A 23,249-nucleotide genomic window follows, 5' to 3' on the forward strand; every position below is an offset into this window, starting at 1 on the left:
GGGGCGGGAACTCCTTGTTACTGGTGGCCGGCCCAGCGCCGGCGGTTCGAAAGTCTGGGAAGACTCGTTAGTGGTCCAGGGAGCGGGCCGGTCCGGCCCGCTCCCTACGCCACGGAGGAATAGGCGACGACGCCGCGTTTGACGAGTTTGATGGCGTCCGCGCACAGCCGCGCAATCCGGGGGTCGAGGTTCGGGATGTCGGCGAGCTGGTCCAGGAGGTCGATCACCTGTTTGACCCAGCGGACAAAGTCGCCCGCGGCCAGGTCGGTGCCGCTCAGCACGTCCTGGAGGTGCCGGCCCTTGGCCCACTTGAAGATCGGCCAGACGAGGCCGAGCTCAGGCTCGCCGGTGAGGGGCAGCTTGTTGGCTTCCTCGATATCTTCCAGGGCGGACCATTCGCGGACCACGGTGTCTACCGCGGATTCCAGGGACACGCTCGGCATCTTGGGCCGCAGCCCGCGGTCCTCACGCTTGGCCTGGTAGACGAGCACACTGGCAAGGGCGGCGATCTCGGCGGCGTCGAGGTCGTCGAAGGCCCCCATCCGCAGGGACTGCGAAATCAGCAGGTCCTTTTCGCCGTAGATCCGCCGCAGGCGTTGCCCGTCGGGGCTGATGGACAGTACGCCGGCGTCCGAGGTTTCCAGGTAGCCGTAGCCCGTCAGGACGCCGCAAACACGGTCGAACGTCTTGGCGATGGTGTTGGTCCGGCCCTGGATCTGGCGGATGAGCCCGTCCGTTTCCTGGCGGAGTTTCCACCAGCGTTCGGACCACCGGGCATGGTCCTCGCGTTCGCTGCAGCCGTGGCACGGATGGGCGCGGAGCTCCCGGCGCAGCTCGGCGATCCGCTTCTCCTGGTTGGGTGCCGCGGAGGCCCGGCCGAAGTCGTCGTCGCGCCGCGGCGGAGCCGGCGGCCGGTGCTCGCGGATGGCGTTGCGCACCGAGGACGCCAAGTCGCGGCGGGACTTGGGAACCTTGGCGTTGAAGGACTTGGGAATCCTGATCCGGGTGATCGGCAACAACGGCCCTTCGACGTCGTGCAGGCCGATCCGCCGGAGCTGGTTGTCCAGCGTCATGACGGCGGGGCGGGGCTCGCGCGATTCGTGGTCGGAGCTGAGCACCACCGCCAGTCCCGGCGACTTGCCGGCGGGAACATCCACCACGTCACCCGGGAGCAGCCTGCTCAGGGAGTCCTCGGTCAGGGACTTCCTGGCCCGGGACGTGCTCCGGGAGGCCATGGTCTCGGCATCGCCCAGGGCCCGCCGCAACTTCGCGTATTCGGTGAAGTCGCCCAGGTGGCAGGTCATGGCCTTGCTGAACCCGGCAATGGATTCTTCCCGGCTCCTGACCTGCCGGGCCAGGCCCACCACGGAGCGGTCCGCCTGGAACTGGGCAAAGGACGATTCGAGGATCTCCCGGGCACGCGCCCGGCCGAACTGCGCCAAAAGATTGATCGACATGTTGTACGTGGGCCGGAAGCTGGAGTTCAGCGGGTAGGTCCGCCGTGAGGCCAGGCCGGCGACAGCGGCCGGATCCGTGCCGGGCTGCCACAGCACGACGGCGTGGCCCTCCACGTCGATGCCGCGGCGGCCGGCCCGGCCCGTCAGCTGGGTGTACTCCCCCGCAGTGATATTGACATGGGCTTCGCCGTTGAACTTGTCCAGCTTTTCCAGCACGACGCAGCGGGCCGGCATGTTGACGCCCAGGGCCAGTGTTTCGGTGGCGAAGACGGCCTTGACCAGCCCGTCGACGAACAGCTTCTCCACAACCTCCTTGAAGGTCGGCAGCATACCGGCGTGGTGCGCGGCGAGCCCGCGCAGCAGGCCGTCCCGCCAGCTCCAGAAGCCGAGCACATCGAGGTCGTCCGAGGGGATGTCCTGGGCGGCCTCGTCGACGCGCTGGGCGATGATCTGTTGTTCCCGCTCGGTGGTCAGCCACAGTCCGGCCGCGACGCACTGGGCCACGGCCGCATCGCAGCCGGCCCGCGAGAAGATGAACGTGATGGCCGGCAGGAGGTCCTGCCGGTCCAGGCTGGCGATGACCTGCGGCCGGCTGGCCTTCCGCACCGGGCTGCGCTGGGCGCCTTGCGGTTCGTCCCGCTGGCTGCGTTGCTGCCGGCGCTGGTTGCGTCCGCCGTGGCCGAAGCGGCCACGGAAATTCATCTGGCTCTCGGCCCGGGCCATGGACAGCAGTTCAGGGTTGACCTCGAAGCCGGCCCGCCCGGGCACTTCTGCCGTGACGGCAGCCGAGGAGCCGCTGCCGACGGCGGGAGCGCCGGCTACGGCACCGCCGGCTACGGCCTCGGCGGCTGCCTCACCAGGCAGCGCGATCTCGTCAAAGCTGGTGTCACCGGCAAACAGGTCCACGATCTTCCGGCCCACCATGACGTGCTGCCACAGCGGCACCGGGCGGTGCTCGGAGACGATCACGTCGGTCTGCCCGCGAACGGTGTCGAGCCACGCACCGAACTCCTCGGCGTTGGAGACCGTGGCACTCAGGGAGGCCACCTGGACCTCGCTGGGCAGATGGATGATGACTTCCTCCCACACCGCGCCGCGGAAGCGGTCGGCGAGGTAGTGGACCTCGTCCATGACCACGAAGCCGAGATCGTCCAGGGTGTCCGAATCGGCGTAGAGCATGTTGCGGAGCACTTCGGTGGTCATGACCACCACCGGGGCGTCGCCGTTGATGCTGGTATCACCGGTGAGCAGGCCCACCTGGGCGGCGCCGTACTTGGCGGCCAGCTCGGAGTATTTCTGGTTGCTCAGGGCCTTGATGGGGGTGGTGTAGAACGCCTTGAGCCCGCGCTGGAGGGCCAGATAGATGGCGAACTCCCCCACGATCGTCTTCCCGGCGCCCGTGGGGGCGGCCACCAGCACGCCCCGGCCGGCCTGCAGGGACAGGCAAGCCTCGCGCTGGAAGTCATCGAGTTCAAATTCGAGCGAGCGGATGAACCCGCCCAGGTAGGTCTTGGCTTCAGCAGCCCGCTCGACGCTGGCGCGGTAACGTTCGGACGGTGATTCCGGCCCGGGGTGTGACGACATGCTTCCAGCCTAGTGCGCGAAAGGCTAGAGATTCTCCAGCTCGGAGCTGGGGGTGGCCTGGTCGGCGGTGGCTTCGGTCTCCGCGTCGCGCTTGACGGCGCGCCGCTCGCGCCGTCGGTCGTTGAGCAGGCACAGCCCGATCGCGGCGAAGAACAGCGCCAGCATGGGCCCGGCCAGGTAGAACATGCTCATGGCGTCGGCGCCGGGAGCGGCCATCGCGGCGAACAGGCAGACCAGGAAAACCGTGATCCGCCAGCTCTTGACGAGCTGCTGGCCCTTGATGAGGCCGGCCAGGTTCAGCCCGAACAGGACCACCGGGAGGAGGAAGGCGATGCCGAAGGCGAGCAGCAGCCGCAGCACGAAGGACAGGTACACCTGGGCGCTGATGAAGTTGGAGCCGCCCGACGGCGTGAAGTCGGTCAGGACGCGCACCGCGTTGGGCAGCACGAGCCAGGCCAGCAGGACGCCGCCGACGAAGAGCGGCACGGCCGCCGCCACGAAGGACAGGGCCAGGCGGCGTTCCTTCTTGTGCAGCCCGGGCACAATGAAGGCCCAGAGCTGGTAAAGCCAGACGGGGCTGGCGATGATCAGGCCCAGGAACACCGAGACCTGGATCATGAGGTCGAACGAACTCGCGACGCCGTCAAAATTCAGGGTGGCCTGGCGGCCTTCGTGTTCGTTCAGGTCGCGGATCGGCTTGATCAGCGCCGCCAGCATTGGCTGGTAGACAAGGAAACCCACTACCGTCCCAAGGACGACGGCGATTGCCGCCTTGAAGAGCCGGTTGCGCAGCTCTTTGAGGTGGTCGAGGAGCGCCATCCTCCCCTCGGGGTTCGATCGACGGCTCATGGTTACTGCCATGCGGTCTTAGGCGCGGGTCGACGGCGGAACGTCGGTTCCATCGCCCGTGCGGCTTTCCGGTGCGCCGGCCTGCGGGTGGTTGATAACCCGTCCTTCAACCGGCTCGGAGCCATCCTTGGCATCGGTGGTGCCGTCCTTCTTCATTTCCCGGACTTCCGACTTGAAAATGCGCATCGACTGGCCCAGACTGCGGGCCATGCCCGGCAGCTTCGGCGCAGCGAAGAGCACCAGTGCCAGAACGATGATGATGATGAGATGCCAGCCTTCAAGCCTCATGTGGAGAGGTCCTTTCGTTTGAATACATCCTATGTCTAACGCGTTTCGATGTCGCGCAGCGCCTGGGGTTGACCGCGGTCCTTCTTGCGTTGGATGCGGCGCAGCCGGCGCGCGTTTTGCCGGGCGAGCTTGGATGCGTGGTAATCATGTCGCATCCGCGCGGGCGAGGCAAAAATGGCCTCGCCGGGCACCGGCCGTAGCGGTTCGTCCGCGCCGGCCGGGTCACTGGCGCCGGCCGCTGAACCAGTTCCTGCTATTCCGGCCGGGCCTGCTGGGGCGGGCAGGGTGGAAAAGCGGTCAGCGGCTTCACCCAATTCCGAGAGCGTCGTCGTGGCTTGGCGGAACAGCCGCAAGCCGAGCACGCCGAAGAACAACAGCGACAACGCGACCAGCGCTATCCAAATAACGATCCAGGACCACCAAGGCATGCAGATCAGTCTATCGGGCGATCCGACGAGGCTTCGTATTGCGTCAGGGCCGCGGCGAGCCACTCCCGCGACGCGGCCGCGAGGGCCTCCGGCTGCAGGATCCTCACCATCCCGCCGTGCTGGGCCACGAACATCGGCAGCCAGTCCGTGCTGCCGAACCGGATTTCGGCGAGCATCCCGCCGCCGGGCAGGGCCGCGGTCCGCTCGGCGTAATAGTCGTCAGCGAGGCCGGTGCCGCGGGGCGCGAGTTCCACCACGACTACCGTGTCGTCGTCGTTCGGGGTGAACAGTTTCACGGGAAAGCTGCCCGTGGGCTTCGCCGCCGCGGCCGCCGGCCGGCCGTTGGGCTCAAGGGCTTCGATCCTGTCCAGCCGGAAGTTGCGGAGGCCCTGGGCGGAGTGGCAGTACGCCTCGAGGTACCACGTGTTGTCCAGCGAATAGAGCCGCAAGGGGTCCACGTCGCGTTCGGACACGGCGTCGCGCTGCGGCGAGAAGTACCTCAGGTGCAGCTGCGCACCGGATTCGAGGGCCGCGCGGGCGGTATCGAGGGTGGCGGAGTCGCCGGGGGCGACCTCGGGGCCGGAGAGCGCCGCCGCTTTGACGCCCTCCTCCCCCGCCGCTGCCATGAGTTTGAGCGTCACCGATTCCAGTGCGCCGCCTTCGGCGAGCTCGGGCAGGCTGTTGAGGGTCTCCAGGCCGGTCAGGAGCGCGCAGGCCTCGTCCACGGTGAACCGTACGGGGCGGGTCATGTCCAGGGCTTGGGTGATGAAGACGTGGTCATCGTCCCACTGGATGTCCAGCAGATCGTCGGGGTAGCCTTCCGGCAGGCCCGAGCAGATCAGGATCCGAAGGTCGTCCTCGAGCGCCTTGCGGGTGATGCCAAACCTGGCGGCGACCTCGCTGATGTGGAGTCCCTGGTTGTGGACCAGGAAGGGCACGAGTTGCAGCATCCGCTTGAGCTGGTCCTCCGACGTGCGTTTGCGGGCGCGGCCGGCGCGGGCCGCCTCCGGGAAAGCCACGTCCGGCAGGGGCCCGTCGGCGAATTCCGCGGCAGCCGTGAGGCGGCGGCGGACGGCGCCGGCGAGTTCGGGAGGTGAAATCACGGTGACGCGGGGACCGTAGGAGGCCAGCTCCTCGCCCAGGGTCTCGGCGTCGCGGAAGGGCACCGCGAGGCGGTCCGTCCCGGTCGCAGGCCCTTGTGTTCCCTGTTCCGGAGCCTCCGGTTCCGGAACCCCGGCCCCCGGCGCTGCGGCTGCCGACGTTGGGGCTGGAAGCGCTAGGGCACGTTTGCGGAGGCCCAGGAGCCGCCCGTGCTCGACGTCGACCACGGCATGCTGTACCGGCAGTTCCGCCAGGCCGGCCAGCTCGGCGCGGACGTTGAACCCGGCGGGCGGCGTGAAGCTCTCCTTCTCCAGGACGGTCACTGCTGACGTCAGGCGGGACAGGCGGAAGAACCGTTTGTCCCCCCGGCCCCGGTCGTGGCCGACGAGGTACCACTGGCCGAAGCGGCTGCCCAGGCCCCAGGGCTCCACCAGCCGTTCCTGCTCCTGGCCCGTGCTGCCGGCGAGGTAGCTGAACCGGACCGGATGCTGGGCGTGTATCGCGGCAACCAGGTCCTCGAAGGCCTGGCCGGCGGGGCGGATGCGCGGCTGGACGCCGGTGGGGAGTTCGGCGTCGACGAGGCCGCCGGCAGCCTGCAGCTTCCGGACCGCGTCCACGGCGGCGGAGCCGAGGGCGGCGTGCTCCCAGAGCTGGGCCGCGAGGATGAGGACTGTGCACTCTTCGGGCGTGAGGCTGACGTCGGGCAGCCGGTTCGATTCCTTGCCGATCCGGTAGCGGGTGGTTGCCGGGTCGTCGGAACCCCAGCCCGTGTCCATCACGGCCTCGACGTCGAAGCCAAACTGGCGCAGCTCGCCCTTGTCGCGTTCGAACATGCGGCCGAAGGCGACGTCACTGCTCGTAGTGTCGTGGTAGACCTTATCGCGCAGTTCGCTGCGGCGCAGGCCGTACTTGGTGTTGAGCAGGGCGATGAGCAGGTTCAGGAGGCGTTCTGTACGTGAGGCGGACACCTCGCAAGGGTACTAAAGCCGGTCGCGGAAAATGACGAAAGCGCGGCAACAGCCGGAAGAACTTTTCCGATTGTTACCGCGCTTCTACCCCTCCGGGGCTGATTCAGCCGGCGGAATCAGCCGGCTGGTTCAGCCACCGTGCGGGTCGCGTCTGTGTGGCGTCCGTTAGCGGACGGCGACGAGGTCCACGACGAAGATCAGGGCCTCGTTGGGGCCGATCGCCCCGCCGGCGCCACGGGAGCCGTAGGCAAGCTCGGAGGGGATCTCGAGGCGGCGGCGGCCGCCGACCTTCATGCCCAGCAGGCCCTGGTCCCAGCCCTGGATGACCTGGCCGACGCCGACCCGGAAGTCCAGCGGCGCGCCGCGGCCCCAGGATGCGTCGAATTCTTCACCGGTGGACCAGGCGACGCCCACGTAGTGGGTGGAAACGGTGTCGCCGGGCTTCGCCTCGGCGCCGTCCCCTTCGATCAGGTCCGTGATGACCAGTTCGGTGGGGACGTCTCCTTCGGGGAAGTCAATTTCCGGCTTCTCGCGGTCGAGGTTGCGCTGTCCAAATGACATGGTTACTCCTTTGAGGTGACGTGTAGTGACTGCAGTTGTTGCGGTTGTTGCGGTGGATTACTTGACGCCGAGGATATCGACGACGAAGACGAGGTCGCCCTTCGCGTCGCCCTGGCCCTGGTCTCCGTAGGCCAGGTCCTTCGGGACGACCAGAAGGACGCGGGAGCCGACCGTCTTGCCGGCCAGGCCCTGGGTCCAGCCCTTGATGACGCCGGTCAGCGGGAACGTGGCCTTCTTGCCACTCTCGAAGCTGGAGTCGAAGACCTTGCCGGTGGCGAGTGCGACGCCGACGTAGTTCACGGTGATGGTGTCGGTCTCCTTGAGGGCCTGGCCCTTGCCGGTGATGAGGTCCTGGGAGACCAGCGCGGTCGGGGCCTTGACACCGGTGACGGAGATCTCCGGGACGCCCTTGTCGTTTTCCTTGACGGTGGGCAGTCCGGCCGGCGGGGTGATGGCGTCGCCCTCAGGCTTGTCCAGGACCGGCGGGGCGTCCTTGGCGGCGAGCACCTTGACGATCAGCAGCTGGGTCGGCTTGGCCGCGGTCCCCTCGGCTGCGGCCTGGCCGGGAACGGCCAGGGCGAGGTGCGAGCCGATCTTGGCGCCCACGAACGCGTTGTAGATGACAGGGCTGCTGCCCTTGAGCTCGTCGTTCAGCTCCAGCGGCTCGGGATCGTTCGGGAACGTGTCTTCGAGGGTGGAGCCGTCCGTGCCATTGAAGGCCACGATCGAAATGTCGGCGATCTGGTTGGCCTTGACCCGCTCGCCACCGCCCTCGGTGACCACCTTGACTGTGGGTTCCTTGACGTCGAGCGGCTTGGTGAAGTCGACGCCGGGGGCCTTCTTGTCACCGTTCTCGGTCAATTTGACCGAGTCCAGCTTGGCGGTCTCACCCGCGGACTGGCTGGTGGGTTCCGGAGCCGGAGGCGCTTCGCTGCCGCCGCAGGCGGTCAGCAGCAGCAGTCCGGGAAGAAGAATTGCTAGTAGTCGGCGCAATTGGAAACTTTCGTCGAGGCAGGGTGGACTCAGTGCCGTTCGGTTTCCCGTGGCAAAGAAAGCGGCGGCCGCAAGGCGGCCCTACCCCAGAATAACGTGCAAAGCTGGGTATCAGCCCATCGAGTCCAGCAGCGCATCCACCCGGTCGTCCACGCTCCGGAAGGGATCCTTGCACAGAATGGTCTGGTGGGCGCGGTCGTTCAGCTTCAGATGAACCCAGTCCACGGTGTAGTCGCGGCCAAGCTCCTGGGCGCGCCGGACGAAGTCGCCGCGGAGTTTGGCGCGCGTGGTCTGCGGGGGTGCATCCACCGCGTCCTTGACCGCGGTGTCGTCCACCACCCGGCGCACGGCGCCGCGGGCCTGGAGCAGGTAGAAGAGGCCGCGGCCACGGGAAATGTCGTGGTAGGTCAGGTCCAGCTGCGCGATCCTGGGAGCGTCAAGGCCCAGCCCGTGCCGTTCCCGGTAGTTGTCCATGAGCTTCTTCTTGATGGCCCAGTCCACTTCGGTATCGATCGTGCTCGTGTCGCCGCTTTCGATGGCGTCAAGTGTGCGCTCCCAGAGGTCCAGGATCAGCGGCACGTGGGGGTTGTGCGCGCCGTGTTCGGCCACGAACGCGGTCACCTTGCCCAGGTACTCGCGCTGGATTTCCAGGGCCGTGAGCTGCCGGCCGTTGGCGAGCCGGACCAGTGCCCGGCCGCTGACGTCGTGGGAGATTTCCCGGATGCTGCGGATCGGGTTCTCCATCCGCATGTCGCGCATGATCACCCCGGCCTCGATCATCCGCAGGATCAGATCCACCGTGCCGATCTTGAGCAGCGCCGTCGTTTCGGACATGTTGGAGTCGCCCACGATCACGTGCAGGCGCCGGTAAAATTCGGCGTCCGCGTGCGGCTCGTCCCGGGTGTTGATGATGGGCCTGGAGCGGGTGGTGGCGGAGGAGACGCCTTCCCAGATGTGGTCGGCCCGCTGGGAGAACGCGAAGGTCGCCCCGTGCGGGGTTTTGAGGATCTTGCCGGCCCCGGCGATCAGCTGGCGGGTCACGAGGAAGGGGATGAGGATCTCCGCGAGCCGGGAAAATTCCCCGCGCCGCGGGATGAGGTAGTTTTCGTGGCTGCCGTAGGAGTTCCCGGCCGAGTCCGTGTTGTTCTTGAACAGGTAGACGGTGCCGTTGAAGCCCTCCGCCGCGAGCCGTTCCTGGGCTTCGTCCACGAGGTCGCACAGGATCAGTTCCCCGGCGCGGTCATGGGCGATCAGCTGGGCGAGGTCGTCGCACTCGGCGGTGGCGTATTCCGGGTGGGACCCGACGTCCAGGTAAAGGCGCGAGCCGTTGGTCAGGAAGACGTTGGAGGACCGTCCCCAGCTGACCACCTTGCGGAAGAGGTAGCGGGCCACTTCCTCCGGTGCCAGGGGCCGGGACTCCGGGCTTGAATAGGAAATTCCGAATTCGGTTTCGATGCCGAATATGCGCTTGTCCATCTCACTTCTCCTCAGCCAGCAATGCCACGATGTCCGGGTCCTCGAGCCGGCGGAAGGCCCGGCGGGTGCCGCGGCCGCTTTCCGATCCCCGGTCCAGTACCGCAACTTCCAGTGCGGATACCGGCAGGGTGGTGGTTTCCTTGTCCGCCACGAGCCCGGCGAGGGCCAGCCGGATGGCGCCCGCGAAGTCGAGTTCGCCCTGCCAGCCCGCCGCGACAGCCTCGGAGACCTTGTCCGCCTGGCCGCCCATCACGATAAAGCCGTGCTCGTCGGCGATGGACCCGTCAAAGGTCAACCGGTACAGATGGTCCGCCTCCTGGGACTGACCGACTTCGGCCACGGCCAGTTCCACCTCGAAGGGTTTCTGTTCGGCTGTAAACACCGCGCCGAGGCTCTGTGCGTACACGCTGGCGAGCCCGCGGGCAGTGACGTCCTCGCGGTCGTAGGAATATCCGCGGACATCGGCGTACCGCACCCCGGCTTGCCGCAGGCTCTCAAACTCGTTGTACTTACCGACGGCGGCGAACGCGATTTTGTCGTAGATCTCGCCGATCTTGTGCAGCGACGGGGACGCGTTCTCTGCCACGAGGGCAATCCCGTCCCGGCAACTGATGACCACCACCGAGCGTCCGCGGGCGATGCCCTTCCGTGCGAAATCCGCACGGTCCTTCATCAGCTGTTCGGGGGATACATAGAACTGCTGGGTCATCTCAAGCCTCCCGCTGGGCGACGGCGCGGGATTCGATGACGCGGCCGGCCACGGCGGCAAGATCGCGGTCCGGGACGCGGAAGGCGCCTGTTCGGTTCACGATGTACACCACCGGCCACAGCTGCCGGACCGGGTCCGGGCCGCCCGTGGCCGAGTCGTCGTCGGCGGCGTCGTACAGGGCCTCGACGGCGACCGCCACGGCGTCCTGCTCCGAGAGGCCGGGACGCCACAGTTTCTTCAGCGCGCCGCGGGCGAACATCGAGCCGGATCCCACCGCGTGGTGCTCCTGTTCCTCGTAGCGTCCGCCCGTGACGTCGTAGGAGAAGAGCCGGCCGAAGCCGGCGGGCCGGTCGAATCCCGCGAACAGGGGGACGACGGCGAGGCCCTGCATGGCCATGGGCAGGTTGCCGCGCACCATGGCGCCGAGCCGGTTCGCCTTGCCGTCCAGGCTCAGGAGCGTGCCTTCGATCTTCTCGTAGTGTTCGAGTTCAACTTGGAACAGCCGGGTGATGTCGAGCGCGATTCCGGCGGTCCCGGCGATGCCCAGCACTGAATATTGGTCGGCGGGAAAGACCTTCTCGATGTGCCGGCTCGCGATCACGTTGCCCATGGTGGCGCGGCGGTCCCCGGCCATCAGCACTCCCCCGGCATAGGTCATCGCCACGATCGTGGTCCCGTGCGGGACCTGCAGCGGTGCTCCCGGCTGCCCGGTGTGCCCGGCGGCGGCCAACTGGTTGAACGGCACTTGGCCGAAGGGCATCAGATCGGGCCGTTCGCGCTGCAGATGCTCGGTGAATGAGGACGTCGCGTTGGCTGCTACTCGGTTGGCTGTTGTTTCCTGCACTAACGCTCTCCCTCAACGTGGTGGATCAACGACTCTTCCGGCCCTTAGCCCCTCCCGCCGCCCTCATCCGGCGGCCGGCGGCGCTCCTACTGGCCGCCCTTTTGGACGAATGCGCGCACAAACTCCTCGGCATTGGACTCCAGCACGCCGTCGATCTCATCGAGGAGATCGTCGACGCCCTGGGTGGCTGCCGACGCCTGGGCGTCCGCCGGGGCCGGCGGCGCGGCGGGGACGTCCTCGTCAACCTCGGTGTCCCGCGACTGCGGCTGCTGCTGCTCCTGGCCTGCCATTGTCTTCTCCTTCATGTCCGTCCCTTTTCTCGTAAGGGACATCCTGTAGCAATAGTGCCACGCCCGGGGCGCCCGCGGGGGGCTTTGTTTTCAGGAACCGGGGCTGAGTCCGAGCAGTTCGGCCAGGAAGGTCCCGGCCTCCCGGTGCCGGGCAAACAGGCCGCCGGTGAGGGCTTCGGTTCCGCGCAGCGGCTCGCGGGTGGGGACCCGCTGGAGCCTGCCGCGGCCGGGTACATCGAAGATCACCGAGTCCCAGCTGGCCCCCGCGAGGTCCGCTCCGAACCTGCTGACGCAGCGCCCGCGGAAGTACGCCCGCGTGTCCGACGGCGGTTCCGTCACCGCACGCGCAATCGCGGCGTCGTCGACGATTCGGTGCATCCGGTCACGGGCCAGCAGCCGGTAGTAGAGCCCCTTTTCGGGGCGGATGTCGGCCCACTGCAGGTCCACGAGGCCCAGCCGCGCGTTGTCCCAGCCCAGGCCGTCACGCTGGCGGTAACCCTCCAGCAGGGACAGTTTGGCGAGCCACTCGACCGAGGACGCGGCCGCCGCCCGGTCACCGCCGAGCTCGCTCAGCGTGGCGGACCACCGCTCCAGGACCTCGTGGGTGTGGCCGTCGCCGTCCACGGCGTCCGCGACGCCGGTGTCCTGCGCGTGCTTGGAGGCGGCCTCGAAATAGATCCACTGGAGATCCAGGGCGCTGATCCGCCGCCCGTCGCCCAGGCGCAGCAGCCCGGTGAGTGCGGTGTCGTGACTGACGGCCTGCAGCGCGGCGACGGGCTCGTGGACTTCAATCCGCGGCGCCAGCCCGGCCTCGATCAGGCTCAGGACCATCGCGGTGGTGCCGAACTTGAGGAAGTTGGACGCCTGGCTGAGGTTGGCGTCGCCGATGATGACGTGCAGCCTGCGGTATTTGTCCGCGGTGGCGTGGGGTTCGTCCCGGGTGTTGATGATGGGGCGCCGGATGGTGGTTTCCAGGCCCACTTCGGTTTCGAAGAAGTCAGCGCGCTGGCTGATCTGGTAGCCGGCCCGGGCGCTGTCCTGCCCCAGGCCCACCCGCCCGGCACCGCAGATGATCTGCCGGGTGATGAAGAACGGCGTGAGGCCGCGCACGATCTCGCCGAACGGCACCGAGCGGGGCATCAGGTAATTCTCATGTGAGCCGTAGGAGACCGACTTGTTGTCCGTGTTGTTCTTGTACAGGTTGATCGGCGGCAGTTCGGGATCGGCGGCGAGGCGCCGGACCGCGGCCAGGGCCACGAGGTCGCCGGCAGCGTCCCATGTGACGGCGGCGCGGGGGTTGGTCACCTCGGGGCTGGAATACTCCGGATGGGCGTGGTCCACGTACAACCGTGCGCCATTTCCCAGCACCATGTTCATCAGCAGCGTGCCGGACTCGTCCTGGCCGTCGGCCTCGAGTTCCTGCCGGCCGTAGGCGAGGGCGATCGCTTCGGCGTCGAGGACGGGCGGCTGGTCGGTGAGTTGTTCCGGGTCCGCGCTGGCGCGTTCCAGGGTCCAGCCGCGGGCGTCGTGCAGCGGTTCCTCGTCCGTGTAGTCCCACCGGGTCTCGGCGCCGCCGGCGGCCCGCTGCCGGGTGACCTGGGCGTACGCCTGAATGACCCGGGCCGACATCATCGTGGCGTTGGCTCCCGGGGCCGAGGGCGCGTGGATGCCGTATTCGGTCTCCGAGCCCATCACCCGCATCGCCCCGCCGACCGGCAGCCCGCCCGCGGTGTCGGCGGGCTTGCCGGGGACAACAGCCGTCACAGGTACTGGCCTGTGCTGGGCATGGTCTCGATGGACTTCCCGGGCTCCTGGCCGGCCTTGCCCTGGACGATGGTGCGGATGTATGTGATGCGCTCGCCCTTCTTGCCGGAGATGCGTGCCCAGTCGTCCGGGTTGGTGGTGTTGGGCATGTCCTCGTGTTCACGGAACTCGTCCACGACTGCCCGGAGCAGGTGGTCGATCCGCAGGCCCTTCTGGCCGATGGTCAACAGGTCCTTGATGGCGTACTTTTTGGCCCGGTCCACGACGTTCTGCACCACGGCGCCGGAGTTAAAGTCCTTGAAGTAGAGCATTTCGGTGTCGCCGTTGGCGTACGTGACCTCGAGGTATTCGTTGGACTTCTCGGTGGAGTACATCGCCTCGACGGTGCGCTGGACCATGGCGTCCACGGTCGCCTGCACGTCGCCGTTGTGTTCGGCGAGGTCGGTCTCGTGGAAGGGCAGGTCCGTGGTGATGTATTTGTTGAAGATGTCCGCCGCGGCCTCGGCATCTGGTCGCTGGATCTTCACCTTGACGTCCAGGCGGCCCGGGCGCAGGATCGCCGGATCGATCATGTCTTCCCGGTTGGAGGCGCCGATCACGATCACGTTGTCCAGCCGTTCGACGCCGTCGATCTCGCTGAGGAGCTGCGGGACGATGGTGGTTTCGACGTCGGAGGAAATGCCGGTGCCGCGGGTACGGAACAGGGAGTCCATTTCGTCGAAGAACACCACCACCGGGCTGCCCTCGGACGCCTTTTCCCGGGCGCGCGCGAAGATCAGGCGGATGTGGCGTTCGGTCTCGCCGACGTACTTGTCGAGCAGCTCGGGTCCCTTGATGTTCAGGAAGTAGCTCTTCATGTCCGTCTTGCCGGCGCGCTCGGCGGCCCGGGCGGCCAGCGAGTTGGCCACGGCCTTGGCGATCAGGGTCTTGCCGCAGCCGGGCGGGCCGTACAGCAGGATGCCCTTGGGCGCCTTCAGCCCGTGCTCCCGGTACAGGTCCGGGTGCAGGAACGGCAGTTCGACGGCGTCGCGGATCTGTTCGATCTGCGGGCCCAGTCCCCCGATGTCCTGGTACGTGATGTCCGGGACTTCCTCGAGCACAAGGTTCTCCACCTCGGAGCGGGGGATCTTTTCCAGCGCGTACCCGGTGCGGGAATCGATGGACAGCGCGTCCCCGACCCGGAGCCGCTGGGCGAGCAGGGCGCCGGAGAGCCGGATGACCCGCTCCTCATCGGCGCGGCCCACCACCAGGGCACGGTCGGGCCCCAGCAGTTCCTTGAGCGTGACGAGGTCCCCGGCCCGCTCGTAGCCGAGCCCGGCGACCACCATCAGGGCCTCGTTGAGCAGGACCTCCTGCCCGACGGCGAGCTGGCTGATGTTGACCAGCGGGCTGATCCCGACCCGCATCTTGCGGCCGGCGTTGAAGATATCCACGGATTCTTCCGTGGCCGCCTGGCCGCTGTTCCCGGCCGTCGGCTGCCGTTTCGGGTTGAGCTGGAGGATGGTGCCGAAGCTGTACGGCGGTTGTCCCTCCTGGTCGAGGGCGTTCTTCAGCCGCAGGATCTCGGCCTTGGCCGTTTCCAGCATGCTGACCAGTTTGGAGTTGTTCTGCGTCGCGGCGGCAAGCTGGCGGTCAATGTGGCGGAGCTTGTCCCGGAGGATGTTGACCTGCCGCTCGGCGACGGACAGTTCATTGGCGGCATAGCGGTCGCCGTCGCCGGCCGCGGCGCGGGCCGCGTCCGTGCGGGCGGCAGCATCCGCTGCGTCCTCGGCCGGTGTGCGGCCCGGGTCAGTATTCGGAGTCTCCATCGTGCATCAGCCCCTTCCTGCTCTTCTGTTAAGACCATAGCCCTAAGAAGGCGGGTGCCGCTGGAGACATCCGAAATATGCTGCCTAGTTCGTTATCTCCGGGGTGTCGACGACGTTTGTTCCGGCGATTGCGTCGCGGGCGGCGCGGCGCAGCTTTTTGTCCGAGACCGCCCGCTCGCCCACAGCGCCCGGGGTCCAGGCATTGACGTCTTCTTCGTTAAAATCGGTCTTGGAGGGGCGGCGCTTTACCGAGATGCCCGTGACGCCGTCGGCGAGCCGGCGGGTTACCAGCAGGAAGCCCGTGTGGGCAACCATGCGGTGGTCCGGGCGGACGGCCAGGCCTTCGAGATGCCAGCCGCGGACCATGGATTCCCACGCGTCGGGTTCGGTGAATCGTCCGTCCGCGCGGATGGCTTCGGCTGTCCGCGAAAGCTGCGTCACAGTCGCGACATAATTGATCCACACGCCGCCGGGGGCCAGGACGGTGGCGACGGCGTCGAGGCATTCCCACGGCGCGAGCATGTCCAGGACCACACGGTCCACGGAGCCGGGTTCCTCGGTGCGCACCACTTGCTCCTGGAAGTCGCCAAGGGAGATCTTCCAGGCCGGGTGCGGGCCGCCGAAGATGGTCTCGACGTTGCCGCGGGCGATGTCCGCGAACTCCTGGCGGCGTTCGAAGGAATGCAGGTATCCGTTGTCCCCCACCGCGCGCAGCAGGGAGATAGACAGGGCGCCCGAGCCGACGCCGGCTTCGACGACGCGCGCGCCGGGGAAGATGTCCGCCATGGTCACGATCTGGCCGGCGTCCTTGGGGTAGACCACGGCCGCGCCGCGCGGCATTGAGAGCACGAAGTCCGAAAGCAGCGGGCGCAGGGTCTGGTACTGCTGCCCGACGTTGTTGACCACCACGGAGCCGTCAGGCTTGCCGATGATCTCGTCATGGTTCAGGAAGCCCCGGTGGGTGTGGAAGGCCCCGCCGACTTCGAGGGTGATCGTGTTCATGCGGCCGCGCTCGTCCGTGAGCTGGACGCGTTCGCCTTCGCGGAACGGTCCGCGGCGGCGCGCCGCGCCGGTGGCACCATTCGCGCCGGCGGCGGTGGTGCCGGTGTCAGTGCCTGCGGCGGTGTCAGTGCCTGCGGCGGCGGTGGTGGCGGTGTTAGTGCCTGCGGCGGTGTCGCTGCTCATGAAGATGTTCCTCGCTCCTGTAAAGCTGTGTGGCCGCGGACATGCCGGCGGGCACCGGTCCTTGCGCGTGGGGGCCGGAAATTCACGACCGCCCAGTAACTCTACCGGTTCTGGCCTTGGTTCTGGCGTTCGTTCCGGTACTTGCCCGTTATGGCCCGGACGACGGCGGACTGGCGCAGCAGCCCGGTGACGGCGCCCTCGCGGTTCACCACTGCGTACTCCTGGCCCTCGAGTTGGGCAAGGTACTGGACCAGCTCCTGGCCCTTGGACCATTCGGGGACATAGGCGCCCGCGCCAAGGGGGTAGGAGACCGCGGTCAGGGCGGTTGCTGCGGCCAGGCCAGCAGGCACGGTGGCCGCGGCGCCGGCGTCGACGATGGCCACGGGACGGCCGTCCCGGTCGCACAGCACCACGGCGGGCGTTCCTGCCGGCGCCCGGTCCAGGAAGTCCGCGACTGTGGCGGTTTCCGGGAGGCCGAGGGCGGGTTCGGCGAGGGCCGCGGCGTCGACGAGGTGCAGGCGGCCCCGCAGGCGGGCCTGCTGGATCGACGCCGACGCCCCCATCCACAGGAAGCTGCCCACCAGGGCTGTGATGAGGGTGAAGGAAATGTCCGGCCGTGCGCCGCTGACCAGGGGCAGGACAATAAACCACAGGGCCAGGGCGATCACGATGATCCGGCCCGCCCAGCCCGCGGCAATCGTCCCCTTTTCCTGGCTGCCGGTGGCTTTCCACACGGCGGATTCGACCAGCCGGCCCCCGTCCAGCGGAAGGCCGGGAAGGACGTTGAAGATGCCGATCAGCAGGTTGGCCCAGACGAAGATGTTGGCCAGGATATCGGCCACGCCGTTCAGGTCCCCGTAGGCGAGCGGGAGCCAGCCTGCGCCGGCCAGGACGAAGTTCGCGGCCGGGCCGGCCATTGCCACCAGGACGGAGCGGCCAGGCGTGGCCGTGAAGCTCTGGAACTGGGTGTGGCCGCCCCAGAGGTTGAGGACAATTTTCTCCGTGGGCCAGTTGAACAGCTTCGCGGTCAGTGCGTGCGCGAGTTCGTGGGCCAGCACGGAGATCAGGAGCAGCAGCGCGTAGGCGAAGGCGACGAAGAAGGCGGTGACGCCGAGGCGCGGGTTGTTGCTCTGCAGGACCGGACCGTAGGCGATCACCGTAAAGGCCGCGATGATGAACCAGGAATACGCCAGAAACACCGGAATGCCGGCAATGCGGCCGAGCGGGATCCCCTCCCGGCGGGTGGCCGGAGTCTTGCCGGGCTGTCCCTGGCTGCCGGGGTCAGCCACGGACGTGACCCGCGGTCGAGAGTGCGGTCGAGAGTGCGGTCGGGTCCGCCGCTAAGTGGCCGGTGGCATCCGCTGCGGAACCGAACGTGGCGTCCGGGAATTCGTGCCGCAGGGCAACGAGTTCTTCCAGGTCCGCGACTGTCCGGCCCTCCAGAGTGTCCCAGGTGGCGCGGCGGGGATCGTGCGGGAGAGGCAGGATGTGCGGGATGGCGATCGTGACGACGCCCGAGGCCACGGCGGCGGCGACACCCGGCACGGAATCTTCCAGGGCCACACAGTGGTGCAGGCCGAGTTCGGGATCCTGCTGCTGCAGGAGCTCAACGGCCGTGAGGTAAGCCTCCGGGTGCGGCTTGCCCTGGGTGACAGTGTCCCCCGTGACGAGGAACTCGAAGTAGGGCTCGGGCAGGCTCGCAACGATCTCCCGGGCCAGCGGGGCCTCGGACATGGTGACCAGGGCGCAGCGGACGCCGGCGTTGTACAGTTCTTCGAGCAGTTCCCGGGCCCCGGGCCGCCAGGGAATTGAGGTCCGGACCTGGCTGATCACGTGGCCGGTGAGGGTGTCGATGATCTCCCGCCGTCCCAGCGCCACGCCGGCTTCCTGCAGGATCCCTGCGGAAAACATCAGGGACTGTCCCACGAGCTGCATGGCCTGTGCGTGCGACCACTGTCCGCCGTGGGCTTCGACGAGTGCGTGTTCGGCTGCGATCCAGTAGGGCTCAGTGTCGACAATGGTGCCATCCATGTCCCAGAGCGCTGCTTTAAGGAGGGGCCGGGAAGCTGAGGATCGCATGCCTTCCAGTCTACGGGGAAGCCCGCGGCCGGGCGCCCGCGCTACGCCTACGGCGAATTCCGTCCGCCCGGGCGCGGGATTCCGGGCGGAATTTGCGGTTCGTTGGCGCGCGATTGCCTGCGCACGGCGGGTTCTTGGACGTAGGGTGATGGCATGAACAGCTTCGAGGCAGACCCCACCGAACCAGGCGCCGTCTCCGAGCCGGAGCGGCTGCTGCAGCCTGTGCCCGAGGGCCGGCGCATCACCGTCATGCTCGCGGCCTTCGAAGGCTGGAACGACGCCGGGGAGGCCGCCAGCGATGCCCTGCGCTACCTGAACAAGCTCTGGGGCGGCAAGAAGGTCGGGGCGATCGACGCCGACGAGTACTACGACTTCCAGTTCACCCGGCCCACGATCCGCCGGACGGCGGCCGGTGAGCGGAAGATCAAGTGGCCTTCGACGCGGATCTTCAAGGCCAGCGTCCCGGACTCGAATGTGGACGTCATCTTCGTCCAGGGCACTGAGCCGTCCTACAAGTGGCGTGCCTACACGGCGGAGCTGCTGGTTCATGCCGAGGCCCTGCATGTCGACTACGTCATCCTGGTCGGTGCGCTGCTGGCTGACGTGCCGCACAGCCGGCCCATTCCGGTCAGCACGTCCACGGACGACGCCGCCCTGCGTGAGCGGATGGACCTGGAGGCCTCGCAGTACGAGGGCCCGGTGGGGATTGTGGGCGTGCTCGGCGAGGTGGCACTGCTGGCCGGGCTCCCGACCGTGTCGCTCTGGGCGGCCGTGCCGCACTATGTGGCCCAGGCCCCGTCGCCCAAGGCGCAGCTGGCCCTGCTGCACCGGGTCGAAGAGCTGCTCCAGGTTCCGCTGGACACCACGGAACTGGTCGAGGAGGCCGACGCGTGGGAGCGCGGCGTGGACGAGCTCGCGACAGAGGACCCGGAAATTGCCGCGTATGTGCGCCAGCTGGAGGAGGCCAAGGACACTGCCGACCTGCCGGAGGCCAGCGGTGAATCGATCGCCCGCGAATTTGAGCGGTACCTCAAGCGCCGGGGCAAGGACAAGCCCTAGCCCGCGTCTGCCTCATGGCGGCAGACGCGACGGCCGCCTACGAGGGTTCTCCCCGGACCAGAGTCTTATGACCCTGCCGGCCCGCGCCTGTCGCGGCAAGAGTTGGACCTGGCCGCAGCGCCGGCCAAGAACTCAGTGGAGGGCACACCATGACAGATCACAACTACATCTTGTTCGTGTCGTCGTACGCCGACGAGGGCTCGGCGGCAGAGGATTTCAAGGCGATCAAGGGCATGGAGGACGCGGCCGTGGCGGCTGCGGTCGTCCTGTCGCGCGACTCCTCGGGCAAGACCGAGGTCAAGGAGCACGGCGGCGGACTGGTCGCCGGCGGCACCACGGCCGGCGCAGTCGGCGGGCTGGTGGTCGGACTGTTCGCTCCGCCACTGTTGCTGTCCGGCGTGATCGGTGCCGGAATCGGCGCAGGCGTGGGTGCCATCAGGAAGCGCCACGAGGAGAAGTCCATCGGCGTCAACGCGGAGGAGTTTCTGCCGCCGGGTTCCTCGGCGATCGTTGCCATCGTCGACGACCTCTACCTCGACCGCGTCGACAAGGCGATCAGCAAGGCCACCAAGAAGGTCAGCAAGGCCATCGAAAGTGGCGACTACGACGCCGTCGTCAAGGCCGTGAACGAGGGCGACGAGAAGATCATCGAAGCCGCTTCGTCCTGACCGTTTGCCTTAGAGTTCGACGCCGAGCAGGGCGTTGACGGCGTCGCTCACCAGCGCGGCGTCCGTGGCTGAGGCCTCCCCCGGGGCGGCCAGGGCGGACTTGGCCCAGGCATCGACGGCAGCGAGTGCGCCCGGTGCGTTCAGGTCGTTGGCGAGTTCGGTCCGCAGCTGGCCGATCAGGGCCGCGGCGGAGCCTTCCGGGGCCACGGCGAGGGCCTCGCGCCAGGTGCGGAGCCGGTCTTTGGCCTCCGCGAACCCGGCGTCGGTCCAGGACCAGTCCGCGCGGTAGTGGTGGGCCAGGATCGCCAGGCGGATCGCGGCAGGCTCTTCCCCGTCAGCGCGGAGCCTGGAAACCAGGACAAGGTTGCCCTTGGACTTGCTCATCTTCTCCCCGTCGAGGCCCACCATGCCGGCGTGCGCGAAGTGGCGGGCCAGCGGCACGCCGGCCAGTGAGTACGCGTGCCCGGCACCCATTTCGTGGTGCGGGAAAATAAGGTCCGAGCCGCCGCCCTGGACGGTGAACGGCTTGGGCAGGTACTCCTGGGCGATCACGGTGCATTCGACATGCCAGCCGGGCCGGCCCTCCCCCAGCTCGCCGCCGGGCCAGCTGGGCTCGCCCTCGCGGGCAACCCGCCAGAGCAGCGGATCCAGCGCCTGGCGCTTCCCGGCCCGACCAGGGTCGCCGCCGCGTTCGGCGAAGAGTTCCAGCATTTCGGCGTCGGACAGACCGGAAATGGATCCCAGGGTCCAGGCGTCGACGTCGTCCGTCGAGTGCTTCCCGGCGGCTTCGACGTCGTAGTAGACGTCGCCGTCGGGCTCGCCGCCGGTGCCGGGGACGCGGTACGCGAGTCCGTTGCGCAGGAGCCGCTCGATGGCGGGAACAATCAGGGGAACGGCCTCGACGGCACCGATGTAGTGGTCCGGGGCGAGGACGTTCAGGGCCTCCATGTCGGTCTGGAAGAGCTCGATTTGGCTCGCCGCGAGATCGCGCCAGTCGACGCCGGTGGCCGTGGCGCGCTCCAGGAGGGGGTCGTCGACGTCGGTGACGTTCTGGACGTAGGCGACCTGCTGCCCGCCGTCCCGCCACGCGCGGTTGAGGAGGTCGAAGGCGACATAGCTGGCCGCGTGGCCCATGTGCGTGGCGTCATAGGGGGTGATGCCACAGACATACATGGACTGCTCGCCCGTGGCCTCCAGGGTGACGATTCCGCCCTTGGCGGTGTCGAAGAGGCGCAGGGCGGGCATGCTGCCGGGGAGCTGGGCAACAGGGCGGGAGATCCAGGATTTCACAGCCCAAGCCTAGTGCTAGGCGCTGATGACATTGAAACCGAGCAGCAGGAACAGGGACATTCCCAGGATGATCCGGTACCAGACGAAGAGCCGGTAGCCGCGGGTGGAGACGTATTTCAGGAACCAGCCGATGATGACGTAGCCCACAATGAAGGCGATCACGGTGGCCAGGGCCGTTTCCGGGAGACCGTACGGGCCGGTGATGCCTTCCTTGGAGACCACCTTGTACAGCTGGTACAGGCCGCTGCCGAACACGGCGGGGATGGCCAGCAGGAACGAGTAGCGGGCCGCCGCCTCACGGGTGTAACCCATCAGGAGCCCGGCGCTGATCGTGCCGCCGGAGCGGGACACGCCGGGGAACAGGGCCAGGGCCTGCGCGAGACCGTAGTAGAGGCCGTGTTTGTAGGTCAGCTGCGTCAGTTCGCGGTCCTGCCGGCCGATGGTGTCGGCCACCGCGAGGACCATGCCGAAGACAATCAGCATGGTCGCGACGCCCCACAGGCTGCGCAGTACCGATTCAATCTGGTCCTGGAACAGCAGGCCCAGGACGATGATCGGGATGCTGCCGAGGATCACAAGCCAGCCCATGCGCGCATCCGGGTCCTGCCGGGACACTTTGCCGGTCAGCGAACCGGTCCAGGCCCGGATGATCCGCAGGATGTCGCGCCAGAAATAGACGATCACCGCCGTCTCGGTGCCCAGCTGCGTGATGGCCGTGAAGGCGGCGCCGGGATCGGACGCTTCCGGGAGGAACGCGCCGACAATCCGCAGATGGGCGCTCGAGGAAATCGGGAGGAACTCGGTCAGCCCCTGTACCAGGCCCAACAGAGCCGCTTGTATCCAGTTCACGTTTATAGACCCTACGTTACGAAGCTGCCCGACCCCGTAAGCTAGCTGACATGCAGCAGCGTTATGTCGGCAACAGTGGGTTGCGCGTGTCCGCCCTATCCCTTGGCACCATGTCCTGGGCCAGGGAAACCGAGGAACAGGATGCCGCCGCCCTGGTGCGGTCCTTCGTAGATGCAGGCGGAACCCTGATCGATACGGCGGCATCCTACGCCGACGGGCAGGCCGAGGCGATGCTCGGCGGAATACTGGGCGACGTCGTGGCGCGCTCCGAAGTGGTGATCTCCACAAAGGCCGGACTGACGACGGCGGACGGGCGCCGCAGCGTCGACACCTCCCGCAACGGCATGCTCTCCGGGCTGGACGCGAGCCTTGCCCGGCTGGGAACCGATTACGTGGATCTCTGGTTCGCGCACGCCTGGGATTCGAATGTTCCGCTGGAGGAAACCCTGTCCGCGCTGGACCACGCAGTGCGGTCGGGCCGGGCGCGTTACGCCGGCGTCTCCAATTTCAACGGCTGGCAGACCGCAAAGGCCGCCGCGATCGCCGGCTTCCCCCTCGTGGCCAACCAGTCCGAGTACTCGCTCCTGCAGCGCAACGCGGAGATTGAGCTGATTCCGGCCATCGAGGACGCGGGGCTGGGCCTGATGGCCTGGGCTCCGATCGGACGCGGCGTCCTGAGCGGCAAATACCGCGGCCATATCCCGGCTGATTCCCGCGCCGCGAACCAGCGGCTGGCGACGTACGTGGAGCCCTATCTCGAGGGACCGGCGTCAAGCGTGGTGGAGGCCGTCGCCATGGCGGCGAAGGGGCTCGGCCGGACCGCCCTGGATGTGTCGCTGAGCTGGCTCCTGTCCCAGCAAGGCGTCGCAACCGCCGTCGTCGGCCCCCGGACACCGGTTCAGCTCAAGGAAATCCTGGATTCGGCGCTCGCGCCGCTGCCGCCGGAGATCGCGCAGGCGCTCGAAGACGTATCCGACCCCGGCTGAGGGCGGTCCCCGG

Annotated in this window: 21 protein-coding genes; 3 read left to right on the forward strand and 18 right to left on the reverse strand. The window is 67.8% G+C overall.

All coding sequences use genetic code 11. The features are described from left to right. Positions 1-104 precede the first annotated feature (104 nt). The 16 genes from C566_RS0103245 to C566_RS20660 all read right to left on the reverse strand — a co-directional run bounded on the left by C566_RS0103245 (position 105) and on the right by C566_RS20660 (position 18,384). The gene (locus C566_RS0103245) at positions 105-3,041 is read right to left on the reverse strand and encodes a DEAD/DEAH box helicase (protein WP_018772898.1); all 2,937 of its coding nucleotides are present in this window, start codon (positions 3,039-3,041) and stop codon (positions 105-107) included. A 24-nt stretch (positions 3,042-3,065) separates the two neighbouring features. Next, positions 3,066-3,860 (reverse strand): twin-arginine translocase subunit TatC, encoded by a 795-nt coding sequence (gene tatC / locus C566_RS0103250; RefSeq protein ID WP_018772899.1) that lies wholly within the window; start codon positions 3,858-3,860, stop codon positions 3,066-3,068. Between the two features lie 48 nt (positions 3,861-3,908). After that, positions 3,909-4,178 carry a Sec-independent protein translocase subunit TatA gene (gene tatA, locus C566_RS0103255; protein WP_018772900.1) on the reverse strand — a complete coding sequence of 90 codons (270 nt, stop codon included), beginning with the start codon at positions 4,176-4,178 and terminating at the stop codon, positions 3,909-3,911. A 35-nt stretch (positions 4,179-4,213) separates the two neighbouring features. Further along, a complete protein-coding gene (locus C566_RS0103260; RefSeq protein ID WP_026266330.1) occupies positions 4,214-4,606 on the reverse strand; it encodes a hypothetical protein in 393 nt (130 codons plus the stop codon). Between the two features lie 5 nt (positions 4,607-4,611). Further along, positions 4,612-6,675 (reverse strand): helix-turn-helix transcriptional regulator, encoded by a 2,064-nt coding sequence (locus C566_RS0103265; protein ID WP_018772902.1) that lies wholly within the window; start codon positions 6,673-6,675, stop codon positions 4,612-4,614. A gap of 165 nt (positions 6,676-6,840) precedes the next feature. Next, positions 6,841-7,236 (reverse strand): FKBP-type peptidyl-prolyl cis-trans isomerase, encoded by a 396-nt coding sequence (locus tag C566_RS0103270; protein ID WP_018772903.1) that lies wholly within the window; start codon positions 7,234-7,236, stop codon positions 6,841-6,843. Between the two features lie 57 nt (positions 7,237-7,293). Then, positions 7,294-8,229, reverse strand: coding sequence for an FKBP-type peptidyl-prolyl cis-trans isomerase (locus tag C566_RS0103275; RefSeq protein WP_018772904.1), 936 nt, complete (start codon positions 8,227-8,229; stop codon positions 7,294-7,296). 111 nt (positions 8,230-8,340) lie between these two features. Then, on the reverse strand, positions 8,341-9,705 hold the full coding sequence (gene pafA / locus C566_RS0103280) for a Pup--protein ligase (RefSeq protein WP_018772905.1): 1,365 nt from the start codon (positions 9,703-9,705) through the stop codon (positions 8,341-8,343). A 1-nt stretch (position 9,706) separates the two neighbouring features. Continuing rightward, positions 9,707-10,414 carry a proteasome subunit alpha gene (gene prcA / locus C566_RS0103285; protein ID WP_018772906.1) on the reverse strand — a complete coding sequence of 236 codons (708 nt, stop codon included), beginning with the start codon at positions 10,412-10,414 and terminating at the stop codon, positions 9,707-9,709. Position 10,415: 1 nt separating this feature from the next. Beyond that, complete coding sequence (gene prcB, locus C566_RS0103290; RefSeq protein WP_018772907.1) at positions 10,416-11,258, reverse strand: proteasome subunit beta; 843 nt, start codon at positions 11,256-11,258, stop codon at positions 10,416-10,418. An 86-nt stretch (positions 11,259-11,344) separates the two neighbouring features. Then, positions 11,345-11,548, reverse strand: coding sequence for a ubiquitin-like protein Pup (locus C566_RS0103295; protein WP_026266331.1), 204 nt, complete (start codon positions 11,546-11,548; stop codon positions 11,345-11,347). Between the two features lie 90 nt (positions 11,549-11,638). After that, positions 11,639-13,312 (reverse strand): depupylase/deamidase Dop, encoded by a 1,674-nt coding sequence (gene dop / locus C566_RS0103300; protein WP_018772909.1) that lies wholly within the window; start codon positions 13,310-13,312, stop codon positions 11,639-11,641. Then, positions 13,309-15,120, reverse strand: coding sequence for a proteasome ATPase (arc, locus tag C566_RS0103305; protein ID WP_018772910.1), 1,812 nt, complete (start codon positions 15,118-15,120; stop codon positions 13,309-13,311). The genes dop and arc overlap by 4 nt, the downstream gene beginning before the upstream one ends. Before the next feature lie 84 nt (positions 15,121-15,204). Beyond that, positions 15,205-16,305, reverse strand: coding sequence for a tRNA (adenine-N1)-methyltransferase (locus C566_RS0103310; RefSeq protein ID WP_018772911.1), 1,101 nt, complete (start codon positions 16,303-16,305; stop codon positions 15,205-15,207). A 101-nt stretch (positions 16,306-16,406) separates the two neighbouring features. After that, on the reverse strand, positions 16,407-17,594 hold the full coding sequence (locus C566_RS0103315; RefSeq protein WP_018772912.1) for a site-2 protease family protein: 1,188 nt from the start codon (positions 17,592-17,594) through the stop codon (positions 16,407-16,409). Then, complete coding sequence (locus C566_RS20660) at positions 17,587-18,384, reverse strand: HAD family hydrolase (RefSeq protein ID WP_081627239.1); 798 nt, start codon at positions 18,382-18,384, stop codon at positions 17,587-17,589. The genes C566_RS0103315 and C566_RS20660 overlap by 8 nt, the downstream gene beginning before the upstream one ends. 153 nt (positions 18,385-18,537) lie before the next feature. Here C566_RS20660 and C566_RS0103325 point away from each other — a divergent pair, with 153 nt between their 5' ends. Continuing rightward, a complete protein-coding gene (locus tag C566_RS0103325; protein WP_018772914.1) occupies positions 18,538-19,443 on the forward strand; it encodes a PAC2 family protein in 906 nt (301 codons plus the stop codon). A 149-nt stretch (positions 19,444-19,592) separates the two neighbouring features. After that, positions 19,593-20,111 (forward strand): DUF1269 domain-containing protein, encoded by a 519-nt coding sequence (locus tag C566_RS0103330; protein WP_018772915.1) that lies wholly within the window; start codon positions 19,593-19,595, stop codon positions 20,109-20,111. A gap of 9 nt (positions 20,112-20,120) precedes the next feature. On the opposite strand, the gene mshC is transcribed toward C566_RS0103330, so the two are convergent. Together mshC and C566_RS0103340 are read right to left on the reverse strand one after the other, a co-directional pair. Then, positions 20,121-21,401: a cysteine--1-D-myo-inosityl 2-amino-2-deoxy-alpha-D-glucopyranoside ligase gene (gene mshC, locus C566_RS0103335; RefSeq protein ID WP_018772916.1), complete on the reverse strand. Its 1,281-nt coding sequence runs from the start codon at positions 21,399-21,401 to the stop codon at positions 20,121-20,123. 15 nt (positions 21,402-21,416) lie between these two features. Further along, positions 21,417-22,250, reverse strand: coding sequence for an undecaprenyl-diphosphate phosphatase (locus C566_RS0103340; protein ID WP_026266332.1), 834 nt, complete (start codon positions 22,248-22,250; stop codon positions 21,417-21,419). Between the two features lie 50 nt (positions 22,251-22,300). Between C566_RS0103340 and C566_RS0103345 the strand changes: the two genes are divergently transcribed. Further along, positions 22,301-23,236, forward strand: coding sequence for an aldo/keto reductase (locus tag C566_RS0103345; RefSeq protein WP_026266333.1), 936 nt, complete (start codon positions 22,301-22,303; stop codon positions 23,234-23,236). Positions 23,237-23,249 lie beyond the last annotated feature (13 nt).

The sequence above is a fragment of the Arthrobacter sp. 131MFCol6.1 genome, assembly GCF_000374925.1.
Lineage (GTDB): Bacteria > Actinomycetota > Actinomycetes > Actinomycetales > Micrococcaceae > Arthrobacter.